The organism is Nostoc sp. CALU 546 (assembly GCF_048836525.1).
In genome coordinates this window covers 769-20042 of record NZ_JAWJTF010000098.1, presented here as the reverse complement: position 1 = coordinate 20042, position 19274 = coordinate 769, and the positions used below count along the sequence as shown (strand labels likewise).

Below are 19274 nucleotides of genomic sequence, written 5' to 3'. Positions count from 1 at the left end.
GCCTAAGCAAGACACATTCCTTAGTAAAAATCAACTAGATAGTTTAGATGAGGATAAATTTGACACTGTAACGGATGAGAGATTAGTCAGCAGCCAAAACAATTTTTGATTTAGCCAATGTTGATCCAGAAAGACCTACCAAGCGATTTTCAACTCCCGCCGCACAATGAAGTGGCGTTAGAGATGATTAGGGAGGCGAAAGACTATGAATCCGCTTTGGCTCTAGCGGTTAGCGGTACAGCACTTGCTACAGGCAGCTTTATTACTCCAGTGGGCTGGGCAGCTTTTGCATTGGCTTACAAGCCATTGATAAGAATTCAAAAACTTGCAAGGCTGGAAAAATTAACAACTTCGCTTTTGGATGAGTTTAAAAACCAAGGAATACAAGTCTTTCCGGTGCTGAAGATAGAAGATAAGAACCCTATCGACTTGTTTGTGAGATTTGAGCGAAAAATTCACCTGTTTATCTCCATTCGCTCAATAGGAGATAAGGAGATTGTCTACAACGAAGCCAGAGAGGTTTTGCAGATCAAGAGGAAAGACAAACATGGACTAAAAGTGTGGAACCCTTGCCCACTGCTTGAATTGGCAGATTACGAGAAGTGGTTGAGCAAGAACAGAGACTTGTTTGGGATGTCCTCAAGGGAAGCTACAAAAACGCCCTCAGCAAAAGTTTTGGTCTTATGGCCTCCCACCAAAGCGGCCGACGATCATAATTCACACCTTTATTCTGAAGTTGGAAGTATGAGAATTCTAGCTCTCAGAAGAAAAGGAACTGCATTTGTAATTCAACAGGAGGAAGTTACCGAGTTTATCAAGGCTTGGTTAGCCAAGTCTGAATGACTAAAAACTGAAAACCCCGCGTCCCGGTAGGACAGCGAGGTTTTCCAATGGAATTGGGGTATCTGGTTTTGAAAGGGCCGGATTAATATCCCTAATAGTAATCTTATCTTACATGATTGGAGTGTTAAGCCATTGTTACACTGCCCACCCAGAGAAGAACAAGAATTCAGGAATTTTAAGTAATTTTGTGCTTATATTTCTGAAAGTTTGTGTTATGAGATTACTGCCAAAGGATAGCTCCAATTCCTCCACCACACATCAAGGAGGAATTGCTCAATGTCACCATTACAACAATTTAATAACTCGCTTCAGCATCAACAATTAAATACTTCAAGCGCTGAAGCATTAGAGGTAGAACAAGAGCTTGATGAAGGTAGTAAAATCAAGTTTGCGTTTAACGCCACAGGTAGAAACAAAGACTGGGACTTTAAGAAGCTGGCCGGTAACTTTCAAGATGTAGAAGGCACTCTAGCCGATGTCCAGCACCACATTAAAGCAGGTCACGCCATCTGTGCCGGACTGTTAAACGGTAAATGGCGCAGTAAGGCCAATATAATCGGTTCTCAGTGGCTACTACTCGACATTGATAATTCTAATATCGCCCGTGATGCTTATGACAAACCAATCAAGGACGAAAACGGGAATTACATCAAAGTTTACGATCACCAATTAACGATCGAAGAAGCCCTAGCCCATCCCTTCATTAAAAAACACTGTGCTTTAATTTACACCACAGCCAGCCATAAACCAGAGTGGCATAAATTCCGGTTGGTTTTCCTTATGCCCGAATATGTCCAAGGCGCTGATACTGTAGAAGCTTGTACACGCTTTCTCATGCAACAGTTGCCCCATGACCCAGCTTGTAAAGATGCAAGTCGTGTTTTCTACGGCAGCACAGAAGCAGAATTCCCGCTAGTCAACCCTGAAGCCACTTTACCAGCAGAATGGATAAGTGAGGCGATTGCGATCGCGCAACAGGAGCGTATTGAGTATCAGCTAAGAATTCAAGAAATTGAGTCACGACGTAAAGAGTGGCGTGAGATTTCCCTCGCTGAAGGCTGGGACATTGACCAGCTAATCCAGAACGCGCTTTCATTCATCCCACCACGTACCCCAGGAAGCGGCAACTACGACGAATGCCGTCAGGTGTTGATGGCACTGGTTAACCATTATGGGACAACGGATGCGGAAATCATCGCCGAACAGTGGTCGCCCAGTATCAAAGGTTCAACTTGGAACATCCACGCTAAGATTCGCAGTTTTCGGCGTGGGGGAATCTCAATCGGAACACTGTTTCACATTGCCAAACAGTATGGCTTTCGGTTTCCTAAACGGCAGTATGAACCCAACCTCGGCAACAAAGGAGTAATTAGCCGTGAAGAGTGGGAGCTTGGGCGAGTCAGAGAGGACTTGAGCAGCTTCCAAAATTTATTAAAGCAAGCGATCGCTCCATTTAGTTCGATATTTAAAGGATTTAAAGCCCCACCACAACCATTGCCCTTACCCGAAATTGACACGCCTTCGCCCAATGTAATTATTTACAAGCCCGGCAATATCCCGTACATAACTGAAGTTACAGGCAATATCTCTATCTCCTGCCAGCCAGAGGAACATATTGCTGCTTGGGTGGAAGCTGTTTCTAAGGGCTGGACACAAATCTTAGATAATTCTCACCCTGGACTAGGTAAGTCTTACAACGCGGGGCAACTGACGGCGGGGCTATTCGGCGTTGATAAACTAATTTACCAGGATGCCAACCATAGAAACCCATCCACACTGCCCATTGAGACGAATTTTGTTGACTTGCCAGTGCGACACAACGGCTTTAAACTAGATCCCACCCGCAAAACTCCTACAGGTGAGGACTTTAAACTGTGGACTAAAGCGGGTGAAACTGCCGACACTGCTGGCAATTGTCACAGAACTTACTTATTTAATGCCTTCCGCAGCAAGAATTTTAGCAGCCTTGATTTTGAAGAGAGTGGCATCAGCCCCATCTGTGGCGGTTGTTCCCTTAAGAATCAGTGCCGTTTTGCCAGTGGTGACGGTTTTGGATTCCGCTTTCAAAAGCGCACAGTTATTCAAAATTATTCCGAACTCAGAGCGCACCCCGACTCTACCCCTGTCACCTTAACTAATGCTGCTGACCAAACTTTCACCGTTGGGCGGTTATGGGAAGAAGCTGGTACACTCATCAAACCCGTGCGTAATGTTGATGTGAACCTTGGCGATTTTGAAACCACTGTCGGCAAGCTGCTACTGTTAGAACCAAATATAATGTCACAGCTGCAACCTGCACTAAAAGTTTTACACCAACTGTTAACTCAACAACTTAAGCCCACTGACCGCTACGGCTTTGATGATGCCAGCATCCGAGCGCTGCTGCCCCCTTTCCCAAATGGCTTAGATATCGAAGCGATTCAGCAAACTGTAGAACCTGATTTAACTTTTTTAGAAGACTTGGACTCAATTGATATTACCCAAGATAAACAACTCAAAAAAAGCTCTGCGGCTCGTTATGCTGCCAAAAAGGTAGTTAAAGACAGCGCACGAACGGCAGGCAGGGAGTTTCTTGACTTGCCTAATTACTGGTTGCCTGACTTTCTCGAAGCTTGGAAAGGTGATGGTAGTTTCCAGTCTCAATGGGGTGTACTCAGCATTTACCGCCGAAACCCCAAACATACTGAATTGGCCAAATCTGCCCAATTTAATATTTATCTTGATGCCACTTTCAAATCCCAACAGTTGAAATTGAAACTGGGCATCGATGAGCCTGTGTTAGTCATCGAGCAACAGCGCCCAGACTACCGCAATTTAAAAGTCGTCAACGTTACTGGGCTGGGTAAACTGCCCAAAAATCGCTCTGACACACTTAGCAACCGTGTTAATGCTCTCAAAGAAACCTTGAAAAAACTCTGCCCCACCCTTGGCATTATCGATTGGAAACAGATTGCAACCCAAGCCGAGGCCCACACAGAATACGGTCACTTTGTCGATGGGCGTGGTGTTAATCGGTTTAGTGAGTGTGATGCGATCGCTTCTTTTGGCATTCCTTACCAAAACATCGGTGTTTTAGCAGCACAATATCAGGTGATGACTGGTGAACCAGTCAACCTGGAAGATAAAAACAGCACTTTCCAAAAGTATCTCACAGACCTGATCCGTGCAGAAATCATCCAAGAGATTGGGCGATTACGCGCTCATCGTCGCCCCAATGTGGAGGTAACATTCTACTTCTGCGCTGACTATGACCTCAATTTTCTCCTCACGGAACTACCAGGAGTGAAATTAGAGGTTGTTGATGCCTGCTCTCTATGCACCGAAGCGGGTAGCCGAGATCAGCAGACCGGACACGCCATCGTCAAAGCGTTCACCCAGCTTTGGCAGTCACACCAGAAAATTGGACAAAAGGCGATCGCCAAAATCATAGACACTACCCAAGGATGGGTGAGCCGATTTACCCAACGCTGGGGGGGCTGGCAGCACTTTAAAAAATTATTACTCTTGCTATTAGATAGTCTTAATAGCGGTAGTAATAAAAATTTGGCTGACTTAGACGACGATGAAAAGTGGTTAGCGCGTACATACTTCCCGATGTTGATTGCTGAATCGGAGTCATCACCAGATCACCTGTTAGAGGGGGTGGCGGAAGTTGCCGAAGTTTTTAGTACTAGGGCGATGCGGCGAGTTTTACACTTCTGTAGCCCTCAAGTTAGGGCTGACTTGCTGATGACTTTCGTGAGTTGTCTGCCCACCGAAGTTTATTCAATTTCAGTTTCTCCACTCTCTGCATCACTCGCAGAACCTGCACTATCACCTTGAACAGTCATAAGAACTGATTCCAGACGATAACCAGCTTCACGAATGTAATATCCAGCTGCACCCACATCTTCAAACACGCTGTCAAATTGGGGATGAGTTGACGGAAAAATCTTTCTCAGGCGTTCGCTGATTCCTGAAAGTTCTTGCTGAATTGCGATTAGTTCTTGAGTATCATCATCCATACTTATTTACCACAAAGATAGCTGCCCCGGTGAAACATTTGATTTCCCACCCCTGTGGTATAAAAGGTGACAAGCACTACAAAGAGCTATAAGGTTGCCTCTGTGGTTATTTGCCGGGTTTCTGTCCCAATGATGAACCTGTAGGGTGTACACTCTGCGTTTTGAGCGTGTAAGCTTTGATGTTTTTTCACCAGGGGGAATGCACTGTAACCCGCATTTTTGACAACGCCACTGGGCTTGTTGCTTAACTGAAGTGGCAATTTCTGACCAATTATCTGGGTATAGAGAATAGGTGAACGTCATCAGTCTAATTAAACTAAAGCTTTGAGAATTGTAATGCTTCTAGGGCTGGGCTACGGAAAGAAAAAATATTACTCCTGCTATGTAGATAGTCTTAATAGCGGTAGTAATAAAAATTTGGCTGACTTAGACGAGGATGAAAAGTGGCTAGCGCATACCTTCACTTATTTGCTTTTTTGTATACGATAATTACTCTATCTAAGTAAAGTTCATCCGTTACTACTGAGATGGTTCGTATAAGCTGTTCGCCTTGAACTTCAATGCTATCAGCTATTTTCGTGTCCCCATCATCGTATCTAAGCTTTTTTTTATTAACTTCATCGCTAGGTACAGCCCACGATACCAGATCATCAACCAATAAGAAGGCTTTAGAGTCATAGAAACTTAAATGACCGTTAAACGGTATAACTTCAGACTCCAATACCCCTTCTCTGTCATACCAATAAACTTTTGGTTCGCCTGTTCTTTCTTCAAAGAATTTACCATCTGACGAGATAGTTAGAGTAAGTCCTTCGGTTGCTTCTACCTGAGCAATTAAATTATTGCTGTTACCATTCAACCAATTTTCGACACCATTCGGATCTGGTTCATCACCGATAAATTTAATTTGGGCGTTTAGAGAAATGCTTCCAGTTAACAGCCATGTTCCAATTAATAATTCTATATTCATAGGATTTTTCTAATTACAGGTTTGATTCAGGCTGTTGCTGCTGTGCTACTGGCTCTTTACTTTGTCTCTTGCCCTTTGCACTATTAACTGTTGATTTATCCGGCTCACTACTAGCTTTATCTGATGCAGTATTTACAACTGCTAACTGAGTTGAAGTAGCCAGATTTGATGACGGATTATTATCATCGCTTGAAGATGTCTTTTTCTGGCGACGGCTGCTTTTCTTCAACTCGCCTAATAAATACTTAATCCGGCCACCACTCAAATTGATGCCCAGCCCTTTCAGCATCTCTGACACTTCATCATAACTGTAGCCATACTTATCAGAGGTCAGTTTTTCAATGTACCGTCTCATTTTCCGAACTGCGTCTCTGTCTGAGATGTCCTCTCGCTCTTTCGGTTTCTGCTCCTTAAGTAGATTGATAGCCTTATCAATCTTGCCCTTCGTAATCACTTCTGAATTCTGATGTTCACTCATGGTTATCTCGTGAATCCTGATTAACTGATAATTATCGGCTATTTGAAATAATTTGCACCAATTTATTTTCAAAATGCTAAAAAAAATCGGCTATTGTGGCTACGCCGATTTACCTTTTTGTACTACGGCTACGCCAAACTATTTTTTAGTGTTGCAGCTTCGCTGGTAGTCTTATTCAAGCTAATGCTAAACAATCTGGCTATTACAGCTACGCTGAATCAGAAAATTTTACTTAAAACAGCTACGCTGAATTATTTTTTCGTATTGCGGCTACACCGAACTATTATATTGTGTGGCAGCTACGCTGAATCAGAAAATTTTCATATAGCGGCTACGCCGTTTTTACCTCTTGTGCTGTGGCTACGCCGAACCAGAATTTATCTCCTGCTTGATTTGATTCAAATTCCGGCTACGCCGTTGCTATCCTCCCCTGTAAGTTGTAGGATATTCAGCAGCACGGCTACGCCTTTATACTCCTGCCTTTAGCCCCCTGCTTCACCCTCCGTACACCCGTAGCATTTGACACCTCACTATCCCCGAAAATGGGCTAGAAGCCAGCCATGCCTCAAAGCTTACGCTTTGTCTCGCTGCGCTCGAACGGCAGACTGGTTCAAGTGGGGAAGCCCCCCTTGAAAAACCCCCCTCGCAATGTCCCTCGATATCCCGACTTATGGCGAACCGCAAGCAGTCAAAAGCGCTAGTCCGAAAGCATATTTTTCCAGTGAGATTAAGTGATATCGAATTGGATCTGCTGCGAATAAAATCACTTGATGCAGGGATGTCAGCGAGTGAATTAATGAGGCGTAATGCGTTGATGCGTCCATTACCAAAACGACTGAGCAAAATTAGCCTACAAACATATTGGGAATTAGGACAAATTGGTAACAACCTAAACCAGCTTGTAAAGGCAACTAACACAGCCCTAAAGATTGGGCGAACTTTACCTGCTAATCCAGAACTGCTAAGAGAACTTTTAGAACTGCTGCATCAGTGCAGACGAGACATTGCCTCAGATGATGTTGAATCTGACGACTGGGAGGATGAAGAGGAAGAGGATGATTGGGAAGCAGACTAAAGGCAGAGGTTTTCGCAAGCTGCTAGATTATTTAGAATCCCGTGAAGATGCTAAACTAATCGGCGGCAACATGAGCGGGAGAAATGCCCGTGAATTGGCGCGGGAATTTAAGCTGTCGAGACAACTAAATTCTGATGCAGACCGAGTTGTTTACCATGTCTCATTGTCAGCAGCTAAGGGTGATAAATTAGATGATGAAAAGTGGAGCGAAATCGGCGACCGCTACATGAAGGAAATGGGGTTTGATGCCAATCAGTTTGTCATCTTCCGCCACCATAACACCGACGACGACCACATCCACATTACAGCCAGTAGAATCAGGATGGACACGGGGCTTTTAGTGCATGATTCCTGGGATTATGTTCGCTCTGAAAAAGTTCTGCGACAAATTGAGCAAGACTATCAGTTAGTGCAAGTGCAGGGGAGTAGAGAGAAGCTTCAACGCACACCCAGCACCGGACAAATCAGACGTATAAGGCGCGAACAAGAAGAATTTGAACTAGGTAAACTTGAGCGCCCACCAGAGCGCACCATCAAAGAGTCAGTTCAGCAGACAATTGACAGAGCCGGAGTTGATAATCCCCAAATGCCAACGCTGATCATGCGGTTGCAGCAAGCTGGCATTAGCGTCAGGACAGGTTTTACTAGGAATGGTAAGTCTAAAGGCATTTCTTATGAAAAAGATGGGCAGGCTTTTAGTGGCACACAGTTAGGTGCAGCTTACACTTTCCCTGGACTGCAAAAACATCTTGCTGTTGACTACCAACCAGAACGAGATGATGAACCTATTCATGAATTGCTGCTCAAACCTGTTAAACCACTCCCAGTTGAGCAGTTAGAAAAGTTTCTTCAAGAGATTGAACGCAAACAGCAACAGCCTCAATTCACTCCACCACCAGAGGATAAAGTTGTTTGGCAAGTGTTGCACAAGTACTTAAGCGAGAAACGCTATATACCAGATTATATTTCGCAAGGATTACATAATAATCAGTTGCTTTACATGGATGAGCAACGAAATATTTTGTTTATCAAGCGTGATTTAGATGGTGAAAAAACTGGTGCATTAATTTGGTCAAAGCCAAGGCAAAGTCATCGCACTGTGGAGTACGACCAAAACACCTCTACAGCAAACGGTTGGTTTTATCTGAGATTGGGAGGGCAACCAACGGACAAGGTAGAAAATGTCTTTTTGTGTTCTACACCAATTGATGCGATGTCAGCAGCAACCTATCTGATCTCAAGTTGCAAGGGGCTACCACCAACTAGAACCATGTTGATAGTAGCTGATGACCCGAATAACCTACCTATGGAATTTCTCAAGAGTTTCAATAGGGTGGTCGTAGCATTCAATAATGATGAGCAAGGGAATAACGCAGCTAGTGCAGTATTAGAATTGTTGCCAATTGGTAAAAGGCTCAAAACCCATAATCCTGATTGGAGTCAGGAACTAGAAGCTCATCTCAGGGAGGAGCAACAAAAGCTCAGACAGCAGGATCGTGGTTTTAGCTTGTGAGCCACGCTGTGTAGATCGAACTCGTTGCTGCCGAGGCGAGGCTTTAGTTTTTACTAGCTGGGCAGTTAAGAGAGCAGTTTTTTGAAGTACAGTTGCAGCACAAACGTATTATATATTCTCAATAATTTTAGAGTTATTGAGAATGAGCCAGTTTAATAAAAATGGCTAAAAGCTTTCTGGAGTATGTATTAGACACCAATTTTTCAAAAAAGCGATGTGCAAAATAGCAGACATTTTGTAGTGAATAGTCAAAGTTCTTTGACAGCTATAACGGTTAAAAGCGTGTATAAGCTGTGCAAAATAGCAGATATTTTGTATATGAATAGGGGTTTTAGGTGCAAAATGTCTGCTATTTGTAACTGTGATTAATCAGACAATTTCACTACTTAAAACAAGTTTCATCTCTATTGACAAGCGTGGAGATTGTAAAAGGAACAATTTCTATTCAGGTATGAAGAAAAAAAATTGGATGTTAAGTGGGCTGGGTTAAGCTCTAGAAAGAATTATTGAAGTACAATTGCAACACTAGTGTATTATACATTCTCAATAATTTTGAAGTTGTTGAGAATGAATCCAGCGCTAAAAATTTGCTGTAAGTCATTGTCAGTCAGGATTACGCCCGAAACTTTCTCTAAATGTCTTATGCTCAACTGGTAGCAGTAGAGCTACTCTATAGCTACCAGTTGGGGAATCATCAAATTTTCAAAAACTCGCTTTTTTACTACTCAACTGGTAGCTGTGTGTCACCAGTTGAGCTACCCAACAGCTACCAGTTGGGCAAGGTATTTAGAACTACTATTTCAATACTTATAATCTACATAAATCCTATGCGATAAGTGATGTTTATAGCACAGCTAAGGTGTAACTCAAAAGTGAAGTACAGTTGTGATACTACAAAAGTAGTTGTCGAGTATTATTTGTTGACGTTGGTTCAAAGTTTTTCAGTTTTGGCTCAAAAAATCTGGCCAAACTTTTTGGCGTACTGTGCGTAAGTTTTGGTCAGGAATTTTTGGCGGAGAAATTAGGGTGGTAAATTAGGTTTTTGGGGTCGAAATCCTTAGATTTACCTTGTGTTTACCTTGTAAATACCTTGGAGATGCCATTGCAGTACCTTATTTTTGGCAAAAAAGAGGCATTTTGTAAAAAACGGTGATTTTCAATGTTGAAGGTGCAAATAAATCCTTATATTTGCCATTGGAATACCATTGAAATGCCATTAATTTACCTTACAATTGCCATTTTAAAAAAAATCCTTGTAAATACCTTATAAATTCCATTCGAGTAAATTAATGCTTCGGGTGCGAAGTTTTTCGTCAGCCAAAAAAATTAGGCATCACCGTGCCAAAACGGGAAAATTGTACGCTAAGGAATTGAGACTAACCCAACGCCATGAAAATACGTTGTTTTCAGCAAAGGCCACACCTCTATCCCTCATTCAAGACTAGCCAACTTGCTAACGTCTTTCCAGTTGGTGCAGAGTAGTACCAATACTCTGCACCAACAAGATAAGGGTAATCAGCCGCTCTTCGGGTGAAGGGTAAAAAATCAGTGGCTAAGATGCTTGCTGGACAAAGCTTTCAGCCTTAGCGTACAATTTTCCCGTTTTGGCACGGTGATGCCAATTAGTATGATTTCGCCACCTGTATGTACATAGAAAATTTTTAGGGGCAAGATGTCTATTGATAAAAAGGAACTGGTACGTGGATGACCCAAATAACTTGCCCTTTGAACTCCTCAGAAATATCAGCAGAATTGGAGCGGCATTTAATAATGATTCGCAAGGCAATGAAGCTGCCCAGGTCGTGAAGTCAATGTTACCCCAGGCTAAAAGAATTGAACCGTCTGGGCTGACTTGGAATGAGATTTTAATTGAAGCGAAGCAGCGAGAAATGGAACAGCAGAAACAACGCTCTAGGGGTTTTAGTCGATAAGTCGTGTTGAGCCGACGAACTCGTTGCCGCTATCGCTCGACTCATGCGGTCTTCGGGACGGGCAGAGTGATCAATCGTTGGCCCGACTAGTCCCGCAAGCCCGCCCCGAAGACTCCGCGTTGCCGCATGATTCGCAACGAGTTCTTTTCCCCTGTTGTCTAAAGAGCTTACTTCACAAACCTTTTTAACTAAATTGCCACTGGTGACAGCTAGACTTGTTCTGGGTCATATCCTTAATTAATAAGATAAGTAAAAAATCCTTGACAATCAAGAATCTGATACCTACCTTGAAAGTGAAGCCATTAGCTTTGGACTAATGGCTTGGTAGAATCCTGGTAGCCACGGTGATGCCTATTAGGTCTCGTTGGTATCGGGTACGATCAATCTCCCTCGTTTGTCGAGGGAGATACGATTTTCAATAGTAAAGCTAATGTTATGCTAATCACTATTCAGTTTCCTTTTGCGGATTCAAGAGAGTTTATTAGCAGTTATACTCAAAGATTAGCTAAACCATCTTGGTTAATTCCTACTCCCGATCAAGATTTTGTACGCTCTTATGGAGTAATAAGAAGGCGACCACACGGAGGCTTGACAGGATGGCTTGGTGAAAGTTACATATGCGAAGCTAACCATGCTATAAGTTTCCACCGTCTCGAACCCTTTAAGGATGACTCAGGGAACTCGATTAAATTCAAAGTTGCTTTTAGAAGATTCTACTTTGATGGTTTAGCAGTTGGCAAGTTTGAAGTTGGAATAGCTGTTTGGGGCTTTAGAAAGCAAAGGTTTTGGAACTTTAGAAGCAAAGCACTATCAACCAATAAAACAAAAGAATTTTTTTTTCATGTGCTAGATTTGCCAGTCCTAGTGCGTGTTCCCTCTGGAAAATATGAGGAATGCCCTCTAAGGCAGGCAGGGCAGCTATTAGCAAATTTATATGCGGTTAGTAACACCCAAAAAAAAGCTTTTTCAACACGACAATTTTGTTTGGAAGATTGGTGGGTTCAAGCCTGTGAACCTATTGTTTTAGTTATATATAGAGATGATTTTTATGAAAATTTACAAATCCCCTTTTTGGGCAAGTTTTTGACAAATATTGAGGGTTCTGGCACTCTTTCACATCATGTTATTCCTTTTGAAAGGGACAGCCTGCGTATGTGGTTGATTGGGGAGTATTCTAAGTATTCTTCATATTCGGATACACTTAGACAACTTAGGATTTTTCTTTTGCGCCTTCATGCAGAACGTGCTTGTCTCAGACAGATTTTGCGAAATATATCTACTGGAAAGCTTATAGTTTCAGAAGGAAGCAAAGAATCACGGATGCTTCAAGAGTATTTGAATGAAGCTACAAAAAGAATCAAGAGATTAAATATACATTCAGACAAGAGAGCAGAAGCAGAAGTTGGAGAGTTAGCCCGTGAAGTAGAAGATTATATTGCGCCTGGAGAATGCGATGCCATTTTCAATGCACTAAGAATTATAGATGTTAAGAAAAATATATTTAGGAAAGTAGAAGATTTTATACAGAAGTCAATTATAGTCAAGGAGCAAATCATGGGCGATAAGTACGATATGAGTGGTCAAGTACAAGCAGGTGCAATTGGTGATCATGCTGAAGCAAGCCACATGACTCTTAATCAAATTGGGACTCAGCTAGAAAATTCAGTTGATCTACTAGAACTTTCAAATGAGCTATCAACGCTACGACAAGCGATGACGAGGAGATCGACAGAATTAGAACACAGCATTGCTGTTGGGGAGGTTGCTCAAGCAGAGCAAGCAGCAAAATCAAATGATGCAACTAAGGTCGCACAGCATTTGAAATCTGCCGGAAAGTGGGCTTTTGATATTGCATCCCAAATTGGTGTACCAATTGCTGTAGAGGCTCTGAAACGTGCTATAGGCATTCCACTTTGACCGTGTTTTATTATTGATTTTGCAACTGAGAACTACATGGATGCCTCAATCAGGAAGTCACTTGCCTGATTTAGGCATTCAACTACAGTATGTTTCTAACAATTGCTGTCGATAATTGCCAGATAATGCTGCAACGTCCTTAAAATGCTATGACCAAGCCGTATTCTTCTACAAATCCAGGAAGATAAGAGTGTTTTTCTTCAAAAGTGTTGTATTTTTGCATTTGCACTTTCTTGAAATCATCTCATCTCGCCAAATTCCCTAATATATTCCACCAAATCTCTCGTATGCCCCCCTTCACCAATCCGCTCTAAATTCCCCACCAAGATAAACAGTTCCCGCGCTCTACTCACAGCCACATTAAGTAAATTAGGTCGGCGATTGATAAACCAGAGGCTATCAGTTTGTTGGCATTGGCGAGTCGATAAAATTATCACTGATTTCTGCCCACCTTGAAATGTGTGAACTGTGCCAATGCTCTTGTCTGAAAAATCTGTCCAACGAGATTTTAAGCGTTGAGTCAGCGCATCTACTTGACGGCGGTAAGGTGAAATCACCCCAATTGTGTTGTCAGAGTCAGGAGAATTTAAGCAATAACCTGCCGCTAACAACTCATCAATCAACGCTTCTACTGCATCAACTTCTGCCCAATTAACGTTGTTCTCCAGTTTCCCTTCTACATTGCAAGCAATCAGGTTAGTACTCAAGCGAGAAGCTTTCGGTTCAGTTTTGATGATCATGCCGTAATTACACAAGCGATCGCAAAAATCAGCAATCACCGGAACACAACGGTAATGATATTTAAGGATAATCCCCTGACCGATATCTCTGGGTTGCCCTGATGCTCCAGCCGCTCGATGATAAGCTGTGGAAGCTGTGGGGCTGTAGCGGTCATAATCTACATCCGTTAGCCCCTGTTCTAGAAACGACTTGCTGCGATATTCTTCTTTCTTCTGGTCGCTCAAATTAACAACCGGCTCCAATTGCAATGGATCACCAACAATCAAAGCTTGATTAGACCTAACTAAAACTGGAAAAACTTGATGCGGTGGAATCTGACCCGCTTCATCTACAATTACTTGGTCAATACAGCCACTATCGGGATAGGGTAACAAATTACGGATGGAGTGCAAAGTGCAAAGAAACACCGGAAATAACAGGCTGATATCCCGATAAATGTTTTTCCAATTATGACTTAACTGACGAAAAGCATCCCATTCGCCATTCAATAATGCAATGTAAGTCCTAAAGGAAGCCATCACCTCATCTTTGCGTCGAACAGCTTCTTGTTGCTGAAATTGCCAAGACCATTCAAATAAATCTACTTGCAGCGAGTGTAATTCAGTGTAGAAGCGACTGTAAAAATCTTTGGTGGGATAAGTAGCGAGTCGGTTTTCGATTTGAGAACGGCGAGTAATCAGGTCTTTGAGTTGCTGCTTCCTTGACTCAATCTGCTGTTGTGTGCTGTCAATACCATTCTGTTGTTGCTGCCAGAAAGATGCTTCTGCAATAAGCTGGTCAACACTCTGCTGGGCGGCGATGAGAGATTCAGTTGTTAGTGGGATTTGAAATTGAAATGGGGTGGCCAGCGTCGCCAACACAGGCATCTCTATCTGTTTGTGCAAGCGTTTGAGAACATGATGTGCGCTGGTTTTGGTTATCGAGTGCCAGAATCGTTTAATCGTCTGCAAAAGCTTGACAAACCATTTGTTATCTCTAACAGAAGGCTGCCAGTAATCAACTCTAGGCAAAGAACGCCTTGCACTGCCAAGATGTTGTTTTATCTGCTGATAGGCTTCTACTGGAAACCTAGAGTAGTCGCTCCCGGATTCTAATGGTGACGAAGACTCAAATGCAGAAGTCTTGAGCGCCGACTCAACCGATTGTATATCAAGGTATAGCTCATCTAATAATTGCTCATCAGCACTTTTCTGTTGAAGATCATGCTCGTCTTGCTGTCTATGATCTTGTATTTGCTGAACACCAGCTAACAACTGTTGCTTTGCTGACTCCCATTCATCTAATTTAAATGTTTCTTTGGCTAACCAGTCGAGTGCAGCTTGTAAACTAGGTAAAACTTGGCTCTCAACTAAATCCCTAGAGCCTCCTGATAGGTAGAAACGGTCAGAGGTCAGGTTGCTGGCTAAGATTTTCTCAACGTTATTTACAGCAAATTTGTTAGTGCTTGTTACCACAGTTAAGTTACTTTTATCTTGACCCGTTGTTGCTAATTCCACTGCTCGATGTACCACTTGCTGCGCTATCTTATGTAACAACAGTGTGGTCTTGCCATTCCCTGGTGGGCCAATCACAGCAGTGACAGGTTGATCCTTAGAATGTTTGAGAGCAAGTGCTTGGTAGTCATCGGGCTGGGAGTTGGGAAAAGCACCCAAAAAAAGTACGTCATGCTGGAGTGCTTTTGGTTGTCCAAACAGGTACTCGTAAGCCGGATGTCCTGGTCTTGACCACTGAAAGTAATTCTGGTCACTAATTTTCTGAAAATCTTTTTTGAGGTTGTAATTAAAAGCAGCGTAGTCAAAATCCAATAGATAAGGGAGAAGTTTTGACCGCACGGGGAACGGCGGTAATTCAATCAGTCCCATAAAATCTTGTAGCGTTTTAAAGGGACGATTGAAAGTAGTTTCGAGAAAAACTTTCAGACCTTCCTTTGTTACCAGGGACTCAGCCGCTTCTTCCTCTAGTCCGTACCACTGCATCAAATTGGGAATAACAGGCTGAAACTCATAGTCAGTTAAATTCCATCCGCTACTGCGATAATTGCCCTCGAATATTGGGGAAACGTTGATCGTGAACAACGGGCGAAATTGACGGCGATTCGATTCAACTACATAAAGCTGTGGGAAAGCTACAGCAATTGATGGTAATTTTGTTTGCTCAAAATTATTTGCACTTTTAAACGGTTGCTTTAGTTTTTTAAATAAAGACTCGTCTATTAATAATTTATCGCCTACCAGATTTACGAGAGAGTCCCAGATGTTCGGTTGTTCTGAATCGTCAGCTTCTACTTTGGCATTACTCAAATTTTCAACATGGATGTAATCTAACCAAGCTTTGAGTAATTCTCGAATCTGTGAATCTTGCGCCATCTCTGTTTCTCCCCTCGCACCCAATCATGAATCAAAGGTAAAAAGACTCTAAAAGTAGAGATTACCTGACAATTTACCCCAAGTCACTCATCCCCTAGTAAGGCTTCGAGCTTGTTTAAAAGGTTTACTAGCTGCTTTTGCTTTCTAGGTTCTTTCCATAACTGACGCTTTTTAATGCGCTGGGTGATATTTTGGAGGCGGTCTGGTATTTGGTTAGATGCTTTAGACGAGGATGTTTGTTCATCATCCGTCCAATCTGTGATTTTTTCTTTGATTTGGCTTAAAGACCAATCGTTAGCGATCGCCTCGGACAAAAGTTTTTTTCGGATTTCATTATTTTTTACCCGCGCCAAGACTTGTGCTTTGGTGTATTCCAGTTGACCAGAACGCAGTGCTATTAAAATTTCTTCGGGCAGATTGAGCAAAGGTAAGCGTGTGGTAATGAACGATAGCCAATTCATGAGTCCCAAACTCTCAAACACCTGTTGTACCGTGTTTGATTGTTCTTCATCTAGGTTAGGAAAAACGTTTTTACTAGATTCATTTTTCTCGGCTAAATGGTCAGAAATGTTGTCCTCAGATTGCGGATTATCTGGGTTAGGAGAAACGTTTTTACTAGATTCATTTTTCTCGGCTAAATGGTCAGAAATGTTGTCCTCAGATTGTGGATTATCTGGGTTAGGAGAAACGTTTTTACTAGATTCATTTTTCTCGGCTAAATGGTCAGAAATGTTGTCCTCAGATTGTGGATTATCTGGGTTAGGAGAAACGTTTTTACTAGATTCATTTAATGAGGATTTTGACGGCTGTTCCCCCTTACTGTGAGCGTTTTTCATTCGATACAGCAAGGATTTGACGGCTTCTACATCGCAATGCAGCCGGATTGCCAACAGGTGCAAGATCCCTTCAGTTTCTTCAACAGGGTTAAGGTCTTCTCGTTGCAGGTTTTCAATCAAAGCCAACTGAAACGCTTGGTCATCAGATAGCTCACGCACAACCACAGGCGCGACTTCAAGTTCTGCTTCAAGTCCTGCCCGATAACGTCGCTCTCCTGCTACTAATTCGTATTTCCCTCCACCAATTGGACGCACCAACAAAGGTTGGAGGATGCCATGCTGCTTGACTGACGAGACTAATTCTTTTAATGCTTGTGGGTCAAAGTATCGTCTGGGCTGGTGTTGAGGCAGAACTATATCTGAGAGTTTGATAGTAGTTTCAGTAGCGGCTGGCGAATCTGCATCTGCGGAGGATAACCAAGGTGCAGGGGGTGGAGTCGTAATTTGACCCCCAAAGGGTTTGTCTGTTTGTTTGCGTCGGATCATAAAGCCTCCAAAGCCTTGGCGATTTCTTCAAGGATACTGACTACAGGATGTTTCGGGTCAAATACTGCTAGGGGCGCACGTTCTTCTGACGCATCGACAAAAGCGGTAGCTCTGGGGATGGGTGGGAAAATACGACCCCAAGCGGAAAGTTGTTCTTGGATGGCTGCCAATGCTCGTTTATCGGCTGAGTTCTGTTGAGCATACCGCGTAGGAACAAACCCTGCTATTTGGATTTTGCGGTTGGCTTTATTTTTTACGTGGGTGATAGTTTGTAAAAGCTCGTCAGTTCCTTCAAAAGCTTTTATATGGGTTTCGACGGGGACGAGAACGTGTGTGGCCGCGACTAAGGCGATATACGAAAGCAATCCTAAGCTGGGGGGACAATCTATAAGAATGAAGTCGTATTCATTTAGAACAGATTCAATGGCTTCCTTAAGGCGCAACTCGCGCATCGCAGCACTGACTAACTGCATTTCGGCTCCACTTAAGACTCGGCTTGCTGGAACCAAGTCCATGCCGTGAATGCCCTCATGAATCGGTAAGGGCTGCTCATCGATAATGGCATTAGCAACGGTTTTTTGTAACTGAGATGGCACTAACCCCATGAATTTGGTCAAGGACGCTTGGGGGTCTACGTCGATGAGGAGAACACGATGTTTTCGTTGCGCTAGGTGGTATCCCAAATTTTGGGTCAGTGTCGATTTGGCGACACCACCCGCTTGGTTAAACAGGGCAATAATGCGGCATTGCTTGTCAGAAGTTGACACTGGCTTTCGTTCCTAGAAGATACGTTGAGGTTTGGTCAACCGACTCGGTTTTAGTTTCCAGTTTATTGAAGTGTATCAGAATAGGTTAGAGATAGCCTCAACGGTGCAAGCTCATTGTGCTGTCGTAGCTAAGAGGTGAACACCATAAAATATTTTTTCGCATCCACTAAAAGAATGATATTTATCAATTTTCTGAGCTAAATCTGATTTTTTTAAATCAAACAAGAAAATACGTAAATATCTTTTGTACATTTCTAGTCTTGTTTTAGCGTAAATAACTATAAAATCGTTAAAATGATACAAAAACAGCCCTAATTATGCACATTAGTATTGCAGACGACCTCAAAAAAAGGTTTCGTGCTGTTTGCGCCTTGCGGGGGCTGAAGATGAGCCAAGTTGTGACAGAACTCATTGAGCAATGGTTAATAGCTAATGAAGCTCCCAAGTCTGTTGGCTTGAAAAGATGAGTAGACGGTTATTACCAATTCCAATGGCACAGCTTTAGTTATAGGTAAGCAATTTCTAAAAAACTCTATTCTATTAAATACTTATATGCTGTCAGATGAGCAACGGCGTAGATTGAAACAAGAAAAAAATTTCTTTGAACAATCTTATGAACTCCAAAGTGAAAAAATAGCAAGACTGCGAAATGCTTTGGTTATTGAAACTGACCCATCACGTAAGTTTCAATACGAACAGCAGATTAAAAATGAGGAGACTGAGCTTAAGAGACTTACTGACAGGCTAGATGAAATTGAAGAGCAGTTACAATCAGCCCAGTCTATACCTGCAATCTCTGAGCCTAAAAGCATACAACAGAAAAATATGATTATAAATGGGCAGCAGAAGAGAAAATTACAAGAAGCTTTAATTAATGCCCTTCCTAATACAGAATCATTAGAGCAAATGTTGTTATTTCAATTAGATAAAAATTTAATAACAATTGCTGGCGAAGGAAGTTTACAAGATATTGTCTTTGAATTAATACAAACAGCTAATTGTCAGGGGTGGATTGAAGATTTAGTTCTTGGAGCTTATGAGACTAATTCTGGGAATTCCCAACTTAAAGAAATTTTTAAAGAATTACAAGAAAAATTTCCGCGTTTTAATCATGACTACTACTACAAGCAAGGTTTGTCTCGCCATTTTTTAGGGGACTATCAAGGAGCAATTGAAGATTATAACCTAGCTATTAAGCTCAATCCGAATGATGCTGATTATTACTATCGTCGGGGAATTTCTCGGAACTGGCTAACAAATTATCAAGGAGCAATTGAAGATTTCAACCAAGCCATTAAACTTAATCCAAATGATGCTAATTACTATTATAATCGGGGAATTTCTCGG

At 42.3% G+C, this 19274-nt stretch carries 14 protein-coding genes; 8 read left to right on the top strand and 6 right to left on the bottom strand.

The genetic code is table 11. The annotated features are described in order from the left end of the window. Positions 1 to 117: 117 nt before the first annotated feature. Entirely contained in the window at positions 118 to 843 is a 726-nt protein-coding gene (locus RRG12_RS33150) for a hypothetical protein (protein WP_420762146.1), read from the top strand. A 276-nt stretch (positions 844 to 1119) separates the two neighbouring features. Further along, a complete protein-coding gene (locus RRG12_RS33145) occupies positions 1120 to 4665 on the top strand; it encodes a PriCT-2 domain-containing protein (protein ID WP_420762145.1) in 3546 nt (1181 codons plus the stop codon). On the opposite strand, the gene RRG12_RS33140 is transcribed toward RRG12_RS33145, so the two are convergent. The 3 genes from RRG12_RS33140 to RRG12_RS33130 all read right to left on the bottom strand — a co-directional run bounded on the left by RRG12_RS33140 (position 4605) and on the right by RRG12_RS33130 (position 6295). Further along, the gene (locus RRG12_RS33140) at positions 4605 to 4847 is read right to left on the bottom strand and encodes a hypothetical protein (RefSeq protein WP_420762144.1); all 243 of its coding nucleotides are present in this window, start codon (positions 4845 to 4847) and stop codon (positions 4605 to 4607) included. The genes RRG12_RS33145 and RRG12_RS33140 overlap by 61 nt on opposite strands. 460 nt (positions 4848 to 5307) lie before the next feature. Beyond that, complete coding sequence (locus RRG12_RS33135; RefSeq protein WP_420762143.1) at positions 5308 to 5817, bottom strand: hypothetical protein; 510 nt, start codon at positions 5815 to 5817, stop codon at positions 5308 to 5310. A gap of 13 nt (positions 5818 to 5830) precedes the next feature. Continuing rightward, on the bottom strand, positions 5831 to 6295 hold the full coding sequence (locus tag RRG12_RS33130) for a hypothetical protein (protein WP_420762142.1): 465 nt from the start codon (positions 6293 to 6295) through the stop codon (positions 5831 to 5833). A 670-nt stretch (positions 6296 to 6965) separates the two neighbouring features. On the opposite strand from RRG12_RS33130, the gene RRG12_RS33125 reads away from it, so the two are divergent. The 4 genes from RRG12_RS33125 to RRG12_RS33110 all read left to right on the top strand — a co-directional run bounded on the left by RRG12_RS33125 (position 6966) and on the right by RRG12_RS33110 (position 12731). Further along, the gene (locus tag RRG12_RS33125; RefSeq protein WP_420762141.1) at positions 6966 to 7370 is read left to right on the top strand and encodes a plasmid mobilization protein; all 405 of its coding nucleotides are present in this window, start codon (positions 6966 to 6968) and stop codon (positions 7368 to 7370) included. Beyond that, positions 7351 to 8883 (top strand): relaxase/mobilization nuclease domain-containing protein, encoded by a 1533-nt coding sequence (locus tag RRG12_RS33120; protein ID WP_420762140.1) that lies wholly within the window; start codon positions 7351 to 7353, stop codon positions 8881 to 8883. The genes RRG12_RS33125 and RRG12_RS33120 overlap by 20 nt, the downstream gene beginning before the upstream one ends. Before the next feature lie 1700 nt (positions 8884 to 10583). Next, positions 10584 to 10814, top strand: a complete 231-nt coding sequence (locus RRG12_RS33115) for a hypothetical protein (RefSeq protein WP_420762139.1) — start codon at positions 10584 to 10586, stop codon at positions 10812 to 10814. A gap of 435 nt (positions 10815 to 11249) precedes the next feature. Continuing rightward, complete coding sequence (locus RRG12_RS33110) at positions 11250 to 12731, top strand: hypothetical protein (RefSeq protein WP_420762138.1); 1482 nt, start codon at positions 11250 to 11252, stop codon at positions 12729 to 12731. A gap of 239 nt (positions 12732 to 12970) precedes the next feature. On the opposite strand, the gene RRG12_RS33105 is transcribed toward RRG12_RS33110, so the two are convergent. From RRG12_RS33105 to RRG12_RS33095, 3 genes are all read right to left on the bottom strand, one after another. Then, on the bottom strand, positions 12971 to 15838 hold the full coding sequence (locus RRG12_RS33105) for an AAA domain-containing protein (RefSeq protein ID WP_420762137.1): 2868 nt from the start codon (positions 15836 to 15838) through the stop codon (positions 12971 to 12973). Positions 15839 to 15921: 83 nt separating this feature from the next. Further along, positions 15922 to 17160, bottom strand: coding sequence for a ParB/RepB/Spo0J family partition protein (locus RRG12_RS33100; protein ID WP_420762136.1), 1239 nt, complete (start codon positions 17158 to 17160; stop codon positions 15922 to 15924). Continuing rightward, positions 17157 to 17927: a ParA family protein gene (locus RRG12_RS33095; RefSeq protein WP_420762135.1), complete on the bottom strand. Its 771-nt coding sequence runs from the start codon at positions 17925 to 17927 to the stop codon at positions 17157 to 17159. The genes RRG12_RS33100 and RRG12_RS33095 overlap by 4 nt, the downstream gene beginning before the upstream one ends. 317 nt (positions 17928 to 18244) lie before the next feature. Here RRG12_RS33095 and RRG12_RS33090 point away from each other — a divergent pair, with 317 nt between their 5' ends. Both RRG12_RS33090 and RRG12_RS33085 read left to right on the top strand, forming a co-directional pair. Further along, positions 18245 to 18394, top strand: a complete 150-nt coding sequence (locus RRG12_RS33090) for a plasmid partition protein ParG (RefSeq protein WP_420762134.1) — start codon at positions 18245 to 18247, stop codon at positions 18392 to 18394. A gap of 85 nt (positions 18395 to 18479) precedes the next feature. Further along, on the top strand, positions 18480 to 19274 hold a 795-nt coding region (locus RRG12_RS33085), incomplete at its 3' end, for an effector-associated domain EAD1-containing protein (RefSeq protein WP_420762133.1).